This is a genomic window from Streptomyces sp. NPDC046859 (assembly GCF_040645135.1).
Taxonomy (GTDB): Bacteria; Actinomycetota; Actinomycetes; order Streptomycetales; family Streptomycetaceae; genus Streptomyces.
In genome coordinates this window covers 407,463-416,594 of the sequence record NZ_JBEYXR010000005.1, presented here as the reverse complement: position 1 = coordinate 416,594, position 9,132 = coordinate 407,463, and the positions used below count along the sequence as shown (strand labels likewise).

General features: G+C 70.3%; 11 protein-coding genes. 4 read left to right on the top strand and 7 right to left on the bottom strand.

Going from position 1 to position 9,132, the window contains the following annotated elements; translation table 11 throughout:
• Window positions 1-388: 388 nt before the first annotated feature.
• Complete coding sequence (locus ABZ899_RS10250) at window positions 389-1,000, bottom strand: DNA-3-methyladenine glycosylase (RefSeq protein WP_361343536.1); 612 nt, start codon at window positions 998-1,000, stop codon at window positions 389-391.
• Between the two features lie 221 nt (window positions 1,001-1,221).
• Here ABZ899_RS10250 and ABZ899_RS10245 point away from each other — a divergent pair, with 221 nt between their 5' ends.
• The 3 genes from ABZ899_RS10245 to ABZ899_RS10235 all read left to right on the top strand — a co-directional run bounded on the left by ABZ899_RS10245 (window position 1,222) and on the right by ABZ899_RS10235 (window position 3,240).
• Window positions 1,222-2,004, top strand: a complete 783-nt coding sequence (locus tag ABZ899_RS10245; protein WP_361343534.1) for a sporulation protein — start codon at window positions 1,222-1,224, stop codon at window positions 2,002-2,004.
• 43 nt (window positions 2,005-2,047) lie between these two features.
• A complete protein-coding gene (locus tag ABZ899_RS10240) occupies window positions 2,048-2,587 on the top strand; it encodes a YbhB/YbcL family Raf kinase inhibitor-like protein (RefSeq protein ID WP_361343531.1) in 540 nt (179 codons plus the stop codon).
• A 143-nt stretch (window positions 2,588-2,730) separates the two neighbouring features.
• Window positions 2,731-3,240 (top strand): HNH endonuclease, encoded by a 510-nt coding sequence (locus ABZ899_RS10235; protein WP_361343529.1) that lies wholly within the window; start codon window positions 2,731-2,733, stop codon window positions 3,238-3,240.
• Between the two features lie 71 nt (window positions 3,241-3,311).
• Here the strand turns inward: ABZ899_RS10235 and ABZ899_RS10230 are convergent, their stop codons facing one another.
• The 3 genes from ABZ899_RS10230 to ABZ899_RS10220 form a co-directional block, all read right to left on the bottom strand.
• Window positions 3,312-4,259 carry an SPFH domain-containing protein gene (locus ABZ899_RS10230; protein WP_361343526.1) on the bottom strand — a complete coding sequence of 316 codons (948 nt, stop codon included), beginning with the start codon at window positions 4,257-4,259 and terminating at the stop codon, window positions 3,312-3,314.
• A gap of 141 nt (window positions 4,260-4,400) precedes the next feature.
• The gene (locus ABZ899_RS10225) at window positions 4,401-4,832 is read right to left on the bottom strand and encodes an NfeD family protein (RefSeq protein WP_361343524.1); all 432 of its coding nucleotides are present in this window, start codon (window positions 4,830-4,832) and stop codon (window positions 4,401-4,403) included.
• Window positions 4,833-4,891: 59 nt separating this feature from the next.
• A complete protein-coding gene (locus tag ABZ899_RS10220; protein WP_361343521.1) occupies window positions 4,892-5,689 on the bottom strand; it encodes an ABC transporter ATP-binding protein in 798 nt (265 codons plus the stop codon).
• Window positions 5,690-5,826: 137 nt separating this feature from the next.
• On the opposite strand from ABZ899_RS10220, the gene ABZ899_RS10215 reads away from it, so the two are divergent.
• Window positions 5,827-6,609, top strand: a complete 783-nt coding sequence (locus tag ABZ899_RS10215; protein WP_361343519.1) for a hypothetical protein — start codon at window positions 5,827-5,829, stop codon at window positions 6,607-6,609.
• A gap of 164 nt (window positions 6,610-6,773) precedes the next feature.
• Here the strand turns inward: ABZ899_RS10215 and chpE are convergent, their stop codons facing one another.
• The 3 genes from chpE to ABZ899_RS10200 all read right to left on the bottom strand — a co-directional run bounded on the left by chpE (window position 6,774) and on the right by ABZ899_RS10200 (window position 8,964).
• A complete protein-coding gene (gene chpE, locus ABZ899_RS10210; RefSeq protein WP_062671371.1) occupies window positions 6,774-7,016 on the bottom strand; it encodes a chaplin ChpE in 243 nt (80 codons plus the stop codon).
• 168 nt (window positions 7,017-7,184) lie between these two features.
• Window positions 7,185-7,826: a response regulator transcription factor gene (locus ABZ899_RS10205; protein ID WP_361343516.1), complete on the bottom strand. Its 642-nt coding sequence runs from the start codon at window positions 7,824-7,826 to the stop codon at window positions 7,185-7,187.
• Complete coding sequence (locus ABZ899_RS10200; RefSeq protein WP_361343514.1) at window positions 7,819-8,964, bottom strand: GAF domain-containing sensor histidine kinase; 1,146 nt, start codon at window positions 8,962-8,964, stop codon at window positions 7,819-7,821. The genes ABZ899_RS10205 and ABZ899_RS10200 overlap by 8 nt, the downstream gene beginning before the upstream one ends.
• Window positions 8,965-9,132: the final 168 nt, after the last annotated feature.

Here is a 9,132-nt window from a genome sequence, read left to right as displayed (position 1 = left end):
GGCGTTGACTTTTGGCACGCTGTTGAGTTCTCAAGGAACGGACGCTTCCTTTGTACTCACCCTCTCGGGCTTTCCTCCGGGCGCTTCCCTTCGGTCTTGCGTTTCCGACTCTATCAGATGCTTTTTCGATCCGATTCCCTGCCGGCGGGATCGCCGAGGGCCTCTGGCTTTCGCCTGTCGGCCTTTCGACATTCACTACGTTAGCCGATTCCCCCGCCCGATTCATAATCGGGCTCCGCGGAATCGAATTCGGGCATACGGAGACGCCAGAATCGACCCCGTTTCAGGGGCTGTACCAGGTAGTGGGTTGGCCGCTACGGCTGCTGACTTCGCAGTACCCGCTTCAGCGGCTCGGGCTACATTACGCGACCGGCCAAGGCGCGTCAACTCAGGCCCCGGTGGACGGCTTGGCTCTCGGGCTCAGGCGGTACGCCGACACCGTCGGGTCGCCGGCCACGTAGAAGCGGTGCTGCCAGTCGTGGGCCTTGCTGACGCCGACCCGGGGGCCGACCCGGACGAGGGCCTCGGGCACCGGTTCCCCCTGGGACAGGGTGACCGAGGTGCCCCTCAGGAGATCCGCGCCGTCGTGCGCCGCCGTGATGCCGAGCGCCTGGCAGAAGTTCCCCGGGCCCCGGGCGAGACGTGCGTCCTCGACCTTCGGGCCTCGTCGTTCGCGGGCCAGGTCCGCCCCCTCGATGACCCGGCCCGCGCGGATCAGGACCGCCGAGGCGATGCCGTCGGTCCCGGTGACGACGTTCGCGCACCAGTGGAGACCGTGGGACCGGTACACGTACAGGTGTCCCGCCGGTCCGAACATGACGGCGTTGCGGGGTGTCCTGCCCCGGTAGGCGTGGGAGGCGGGGTCCGACGCGCCGGAGTACGCCTCGGTCTCCGTGATGGCGATGCTGACGGTGCCTTCGGCGGTCTTGTGGGTGAGGACGGCGCCGAGCAGCTTGGGCGCGACCGCTTCGGCGGCATGGGCCAGGTCTTCGACGTTCATACCGGCCGCCGGGCTCCGTGCTGGGCGGGCCGGTCGGTGCGGGGCCGGGGTCGGGGCGTACGGTCGGAGATCACGATCATGCCGTCCGAGCGTAATGGAGACGGCGTGGTCGCCACGGGGTGGTCAGGGAGCGCACGCCTTGTCAGGGTGGGATCGCGGAACCGGCCACGACCGGATCGCGTTTGTAGGGATCAGGGATCCACTCTGAGTTGAGGAGAGTCATGGCGTTCAAGAAGCTGCTCGCGAGCCTGGGGGCCGGCGGTGCTTCGGTCGAGACGGTGCTGACCGAGGTCAACGTCGTCCCGGGCGGTGTCGTCCAGGGTGAGGTGCGGATTCAGGGCGGGTCCGTGAACCAGGACATCGAGGGTCTGGCCGTCGGCCTGCAGGCGCGGGTCGAGGTGGAGACGCAGGACTCGGAGGTGAAGCAGGACATCGAGTTCGCGAAGACCCGGCTGGGCGGGGCGTTCGAGCTGCAGGCCGGTGCGGTGCACGCGGTGCCGTTCGGGCTGGAGATCCCGTGGGAGACGCCGATCACCATGATCGACGGGCAGGCGCTGCGCGGCATGAACATCGGTGTGTCGACGGAGCTGGCGATCGCACGTGCCGTGGACTCCGGCGACCTGGACCCGATCAACGTGCACCCGCTGCCGGCGCAGAAGGCGATCCTCGACGCGTTCATCCAGCTCGGGTTCCGCTTCAAGAACGCGGACGCGGAGCGCGGCCACATCCGCGGTACGCGGCAGAAGCTGCCCTTCTACCAGGAGATCGAGTTCTTCCCGCCGCAGCAGTACCGCGGTCTCAACCAGGTCGAGCTGAGCTTCGTCGCGGACGCGAACGCCATGGACGTCGTGCTGGAGATGGACAAGAGGCCGGGGCTCTTCAGCGAGGGCAGCGACACCTTCCGTTCCTTCCAGGTGGGCCTGAACGACTTCCACACGACCGACTGGGCGGCGTACCTCAACCAGTGGCTGTCCGAGGTCGGCAGCAAGCGCAACTGGTTCTAGGCTCGGAACTGCTGATTCCACTGTTTCGTCAGGAGGTATCGAAGTGTCCGAGCTCAAGCGGCGGCCGCTCCCCCACGACTACCATCCGCCCGTGCCGTCCTTCACCGTCACGAGTGAGGACGTCCAGGACGGCGGGATCCTGAAGGACGCCCAGGTCCACGCGGCGGGCAACACGTCGCCGCAGCTGCGCTGGGAGGGCTTTCCGGAGGGCACCAAGAGCTTCGCCGTGACCTGCTACGACCCGGACGCTCCCACGGGGAGCGGGTTCTGGCACTGGGTGCTCTTCGACATCCCGGCGTCGGTGACCGAGCTGCCTACGGGTGCGGGCGGCGGCTCGTTCGAGGGGCTGCCGGAAGGTGCCGTGCACGCGCGGAACGACTACGGGTCGAAGGACTTCGGTGGGGCCGCGCCGCCGCCCGGTGACGGGCCGCACCGGTATGTGTTCACGGTGTACGCCGTGGACCAGGAGAAGCTCGGTCCGGACTCGGACGCGAGCCCGGCCGCCGTCGGGTTCAATCTGCGGTTCCACACGCTCGCGCGGGCGAACCTGATCGCCGAGTACGAGGTGCCCGCGGAATCCTGACGTTCATGGAACGTTTGCCCGCCCCCGGTCATGGAAGTGATCGGAGGCGGGCACTTTTTATTTCGTTGTCCATCTCGGCGTGCCCGGCCAGAGTTGATCCCAGCCCGCCAGGGGGTGGGCAGGTGCACGGGAGGTGGGCTGCAATGCGGGAGACGCTGGTACTGAACGCGAGCTTCGAGCCGCTGTCGACGGTGACGTTGAACCGAGCCGTCGTGCTGGTGCTCCAGGACAAGGCCGTCGTCGAGCAGGCCCACCCAGAACTGCGCATGCGCGGAGCCGCGGTGGACATACCGGCGCCGCGGGTGATCAGACTGTGCCGCTACGTGAGGGTGCCGTTCCGAAGACGAGCGCCGTGGTCGAGGCGGGGTGTGCTGGTCAGGGACCGGCACCGGTGCGCGTACTGCGGCCGCAGGGCGACGACCGTGGACCACGTGGTGCCGCGGTCGCACGGGGGGCAGGACACCTGGCTGAACACGGTCGCCTCGTGCGCGGAGGACAATCACCGCAAGGCCGACCGGACGCCCGAGCAGGCGGGGATGCCGCTGCTGCGGGAGCCCTTCGAGCCGACACCGGCCGACGCGATGCTGCTGGCGCTGGGCGCGGACGATCTCGCGGGGCTGCCGGACTGGCTGGCTCTGGACGACGCGGCCTGAGTCTCCCGCACCACATGGCTGGGGCCCGCCTTCCTGGAAGGCGGGCCCCAGCCATGTGGTGCGGGGATCGGTCAGTCGATCGACGGCTTCTCCCGGCGTTCCGTGCCCGAGCCGGAGGAGCCGCTGCCCCCCGAACCGCCGCCCAGGCCACCGAGGTTGCCCATGGCGCCCGAGAGGCCCTTGAGGGCGTCGCCGATCTCGCTGGGGACGATCCAGAGCTTGTTGGCGTCGCCCTCGGCGATCTTCGGGAGCATCTGGAGGTACTGGTAGGAGAGCAGCTTCTGGTCGGGGTCGCCGGCGTGGATGGCCTCGAAGACGGTGCGGACCGCCTGGGCCTCGCCTTCCGCGCGCAGGGCGGCCGCCTTGGCCTCGCCCTCGGCGCGCAGGATCTGGGACTGCTTCTCACCTTCGGCGGTGAGGATGGCGGCCTGGCGCGTACCTTCGGCGGTGAGGATCGCGGCGCGCTTGTCACGGTCGGCGCGCATCTGCTTCTCCATCGAGTCCTGGATGGAGGTGGGCGGTTCGATGGCCTTCAGCTCGACGCGGTTGACGCGGATGCCCCACTTGCCGGTGGCCTCGTCGAGGACGCCGCGCAGGGCCGCGTTGATCTCCTCGCGGGAGGTGAGGGTGCGCTCCAGGTCCATGCCGCCGATGATGTTGCGGAGCGTGGTGACGGTGAGCTGCTCGATCGCCTGGATGTAGCTGGCGACCTCGTAGGTGGCGGCCCGGGCGTCGGTCACCTGGTAGTAGATGACGGTGTCGATGTTCACGACCAGGTTGTCCTGGGTGATCACCGGCTGCGGTGGGAACGGCACGACCTGTTCGCGCAGGTCGATGCGGTTGCGGATGGTGTCGATGAACGGGACCACGATGTTGAGGCCCGCGTTCAGTGTCCGCGTGTAACGGCCGAAGCGCTCGACGATGGCCGCGCTCGCCTGCGGGATGACCTGGATCGTCTTGATCAGGGCGATGAAGACCAACACCACCAGAATGACCAGGACGATGATGACCGGTTCCATCGTCGTTTCCCCGTACCCCTTCTCCACTGCGGCAACTGCGCCAACTTCGGAAGATCTTATGCTTGTTGAAGATCTTGCTGACGAGTCTGACAGACCGTCGCGTGCCCCGTGAGGGCTTCGCGTCACTTGCGTCGTACGAGGTCACATGACGATGGCCGTGGCCCCCTCGATGTCCACGACGTCCACTTCCTGGCCCACTTCGTAGCTGCGGCCGGTGTCGAGTGCTCGGGCCGACCAGACCTCGCCGGCGAGCTTGATCCGGCCGCCGGCCGCGTCGACGCGCTCCAGTACGACCGCCTGCTTGCCCTTCAACGCTTCGATGCCGGTGGCGAGTTGGGGTCGTTGTGCACGGTGTCTGTTGGCGATGGGCCGCACGACGGCGATGAGGGCGGTGGACACGACGACGAAGGCCACGACCTGGGCGACGGCGTCACCGCCGAAGAAACCGGCCACCAGGGCGGCCGCGACGGCGCCCACCGCCAGCATGCCCAGTTCGGGCATCGCGGTGATGACGAGCCCGATGCCGAGCGCTGCCGCGCCGATCAACCACCAAACCCACGCGTCGATTTCCACATGGTCATGGTAGGCCCGTGGGCCCTGTCACGGACAGGGCGCGGGCCGTGCGTGCGGGGTCAGGCGAGGGGGAGGCCCTGCGCCGTCCAGCGGTCGCCGACCTGTTCGACGACGAGCGGGAGACCGAAGCAGAGGGAGAGGTTGCGGGAGGTGAGTTCGAGCTCCATGGGGCCCGCGGCGAGGACCTTGCCCTGACGGATCATCAGGACGTGGGTGAAGCCCGGGGGGATCTCCTCGACGTGGTGGGTGACCATGAGCATCGACGGCGCGATCGGGTCGCGGGCGAGGCGGCCGAGGCGTCGGACGAGGTCCTCGCGGCCGCCGAGGTCGAGGCCGGCGGCGGGCTCGTCGAGCAGGAGCAGCTCGGGGTCGGCCATGAGGGCGCGGGCGATGAGGGTGCGCTTGCGCTCGCCCTCGGAGAGGGTGCCGAACTTCCGGTCGACGAACTCGGTCATACCGAGGCGGTCGAGGAAGGCGCGGGCCCGCTGCTCGTCGACCTCCTCGTAGTCCTCGTTCCAGGTGGCGGTCATGCCGTACGCGGCCGTGAGGACGGTCTGGAGGACGGACTGGCGCTTGGGGAACTTCTCGGTCATGGCGATGCCCGCGACGCCGATGCGGGGGCGCAGTTCGAAGACGTCGGTGCCCGGCCTGCCGAGGGTCTCGCCGAGGATGGTGGCGGTGCCCTTGGTCGGGTAGAGGTAGCTGGAGGCGACGTTCAGGAGGGTGGTCTTGCCGGCGCCGTTCGGGCCGAGGATGACCCAGCGCTCGCCCTCCTTGACCGACCAGGAGACCTGGTCCACGAGAGCCCGGCCCTCACGGACCACGGTTACGTCCTGAAGCTCCAGAACATCGCTCATGAGCGCGTTGTCTCCCCTTGCTGTGACCGGTCTCGGCGTCTCGGTGGTCGCGTGCGCCTGTAGGCGCAGCCCCTCGAGGAAATCTACGCCACCGGTCCGGCCCATCCTTCCATCGGTCCGGTCCTTAGGGTGGTGGCATGCTCTCCGAACCGCGCTCAGGACGCCTCGCCGCTTGGGGTAATGCCCTATTGGCCGGACTTGTCTCACCAGATGACGCTGTGCTCCAGATCGTCGGGGACGACGCTGTGCACCGGGTGGAGGGGCTGCCCGGCGAGTCGGCGCCCGTCGGGCTGACGCTGGCCCTGGGACGGCTGCGGCGGCTCGGGGTCGCCGGGCTGCGGGTGGCGCTGCCCGCGCCCGGGCATCCGCTGGGGCTGAGCGGGCCGCCGGAGTTCAACGCGCGGGCCCTGGAGGCCGAGGAGGCGGTGGTCTGCCACGGGGCGGCTTTCGGGCTGGTGCCGGAGGTGTACGAGGCCGGTCCCGACGGCGACGTCCATGTGGAGGTCGTCTGGCACGTGCTGCCGGTGCGGGAGGCGCCGCCCGCCGATGTGCCGTCGCTGGGCGAGGCCGAGCGGGAGCTGGCGGAGGGCCTGCGGGACGCGACCGAGGTGCTGGCGAAGCTGGACGTGGCCGCGTCGGGGCCGGTGGCCGAGGCGGCGATCGACGCGTACCGGGCCCGGGCCGAGCGGGGGCGGGAGATCCTGGCCCCGGGATATCCGCCGCGGGCGGTCCGGGTGCTGGAGCTGGCGCGGCGGGTGGCTCTGCTGATCTCGCTGGCGCAGGAGAACGGGCATGGCGGCGCCGTGAGCTCGGCCGAGATGCGGGCGCGGGCGGAGGCCCTGCGGCCCGTCGAGCGGGTGGCCCGGCGGGCGCAGGTGGCGGCGTACAACGCCGCAGTGGAGCAGCGGGAGGCGCGCTGAGGCCCGAGCCGGTGTGCACGGCGAGGGCCCTCTCCCGCGGGCAGCGTGGAGGACCCCTTTTCGTGGGCACCCCGAAGGCCCCGCTCCCAGCGGGCAGCGCCTACGGATCGGCCTCCCGGGGAGGTGCCCGGGAGGCCTGAGTCACTGCCTGGTTCGGCGAGGCGTCACTTGTTGACGGCCAGGTTGCCGAAGGCCGGGTTCAGGACGCCGATGACGTTCACGCTGTTGCCGGAGACGTTCGCCGGGATGTGGATCGGGGCCTGGATCAGGTTGCCCGAGACGATGCCCGGCGAGCCCACGGCCTTGCCGTCGGCGTGCGCGTCGGTGGCGGAGGCCATTCCCGTGCCGGCGGCCAGCAGGCCACCCGCCACCATCGTCACGGCCGCTGCCTTCTTCAGGTTCTTCACTTTCAAGCCCTCCTAGCGATCACCGCGGCAGTCGCCGCAGCACGCACTGGAGAACGCCGGAGATCCGGGAAGGATGCGCCATCCGGGGGACATTCCCACGACGGTATGAATCTCAGTCTGTACGGGAACCTTCCGGATCGCCCTCCGTGACCCCTTGCGCAGAGCGTTTCAGCCGGTCACGCCATGGCGTACGGCCCACAGGGCGGCCTGGGTGCGGTCGGAGAGGTCCAGTTTCATGAGGATGTTGGAGACGTGCGTCTTGACGGTCTTCTCCGACAGCACCAGGGCCCGTGCTATCTCACGGTTCGACCGGCCGTCCGCGATCAGGCCGAGGACCTCGCGCTCCCGTTCGGTCAGCGACCCCGCCCTGCCCTGTCCCCCGCCGGTCTCCTCCTGGGAGAGCAGGGCGCCGGCGACCTCGGGCTGGAGGAGGACGTGGCCGGCGTGCACCGAGCGGATGGCCCCGGCGAGCGCCTCCGGGTCGATGTCCTTGTATACGTATCCGGCGGCGCCCGCGCGCAGGGCCGGGATCACCGTGCGCTGCTCGGTGAAGCTGGTGACGATCAGCACGCGCGCGGGGTTGCCGAGCTCCCGCAGCCTGCGCAGGGCGTCGACGCCGTCCATGCCCGGCATCTTGACGTCCATGAGGACGACGTCCGGCCTCAGCTCCTCGGCGCGGTCCACTCCCTCGGCGCCGTCGGCGGCCTCCCCCACGACCTCGATGTCGTCCTGGATCTCCAGGAACGTGCGCAGCCCCCGGCGGACGACCTGGTGGTCGTCGACGAGCAGCACCCTGATTGCGTCAGCCACCGGGGACCTCCATCTCGATCGTGGTGCCCTTCCCGGGCGCCGACTCCACGGTCAGCGTGCCGCCGACCCCGCTCGCGCGGTCCCGCATGGAGACCAGGCCCAGATGGCGCCCGGCGCGGCGCACGGCCCTCGGGTCGAAACCGCTGCCGTCGTCGGTGACGCGGAGCACGGCTCCGGCGCCGCGCCGGTCGAGCGTCACGTCGACGTGGTCGGCGCCGGAGTGCCGCAGGGCGTTGTGCAGGGCTTCCTGGGCGACGCGCAGCAGGGCCTCCTCCTGGGCGGCGGGCAGTGCCTTGACCCCGCGGCCGGCGAAGGTCACGCGCGCGCTGTGGGCGCGGTCGAGGACCTGGATCTGGGTGCGCAGGGTGGCGACGAGGCCGTCCTCGTCGAGGGCCGCGGGGCGCAGTTCGACGACCGCGGCGCGCAGCTCGTCGGCGGCCTCGGCGGCGAGGGCGGCGACCTGGTGGAGTTCGCCCTTGGCGCGGGCCGGGTCGCGGTCGACGAGCGCGGTGGCGGCCTGGGCGGTCAGCCGCAGGGAGAACAGCTTCTGGCTGACGGCGTCGTGCAGTTCGTGGGCGAGGCGGGAGCGCTCCTCGGCGATGGTCAGCTCGCGGCTGCGCTCGTAGAGGCGGGCGTTGGTGAGGGCGATCGCCGCGTGCTGGGCGAGGATGGCGAGCAGTTCCTCGTCGTCGGCGGTGAAGCCGCAGCGGCCGTACTCCTGCGGGCAGTTCTTGTTGGCGAGGAAGAGCGCGCCGATGACCTCGTCGCCGTCGCGGATCGGCAGGCCGAGGAAGTCGGACATGTCGGGGTGGGCCGAGGGCCAGCCCTCGAAGCGGGGGTCCTTGCGGACGTCCGCGAGGCGCTCGGCCCTGGCCTCCTGGAGCATGGCCGCGAGGATGCCGTGCTGCCGCGGCAGCGGGCCGATGGCCTTCCACTGCTCGTCGCTGACGCCGTCCACGACGAACTGGGCGAAGCCGCCGTGGTCGTCCGGGACGCCGAGCGCGGCGTACTGCGCGTCGAGCAGCTCGCGGGCCGAGGCGACGATCGTCTTCAGGACGTCGCGCACCTCCAGGTGCCTGCTCATAGCCAGCAGCGCGGAGCTCACCGCGGCGAGGCCGGACCGGGGGCCTTGACTCATGCCCTCAAGGTACCGGCGGGGTGTGACAGGCGGATCGGGCCGCCGACGGCGGTGGGGTAGGGCGGCGGACCTAGGGCTTCGGTCCCCCGTGCGTGGGGCGTAGGGCGAACGGCCCCGCCGATTGCGGCTCGCGTCCGAGGCGGCCGGGAGGGGCCGGTTCCTAGCGTG

Bases quoted from the DNA above. Each gene is read 5' to 3' on its own strand.
- ABZ899_RS10220 (WP_361343521.1), bottom strand. From the start codon at position 5,689: ATGAGCGATGTTCTGGAGCTTCAGGACGTAACCGTGGTCCGTGAGGGC.
- ABZ899_RS10250 (WP_361343536.1), bottom strand. From the start codon at position 1,000: ATGAACGTCGAAGACCTGGCCCATGCCGCCGAAGCGGTCGCGCCCAAG.
- ABZ899_RS10230 (WP_361343526.1), bottom strand. From the start codon at position 4,259: ATGGAACCGGTCATCATCGTCCTGGTCATTCTGGTGGTGTTGGTCTTC.
- ABZ899_RS10245 (WP_361343534.1), top strand. From the start codon at position 1,222: ATGGCGTTCAAGAAGCTGCTCGCGAGCCTGGGGGCCGGCGGTGCTTCG.
- ABZ899_RS10215 (WP_361343519.1), top strand. From the start codon at position 5,827: ATGCTCTCCGAACCGCGCTCAGGACGCCTCGCCGCTTGGGGTAATGCC.
- ABZ899_RS10200 (WP_361343514.1), bottom strand. From the start codon at position 8,964: ATGAGTCAAGGCCCCCGGTCCGGCCTCGCCGCGGTGAGCTCCGCGCTG.
- ABZ899_RS10235 (WP_361343529.1), top strand. From the start codon at position 2,731: ATGCGGGAGACGCTGGTACTGAACGCGAGCTTCGAGCCGCTGTCGACG.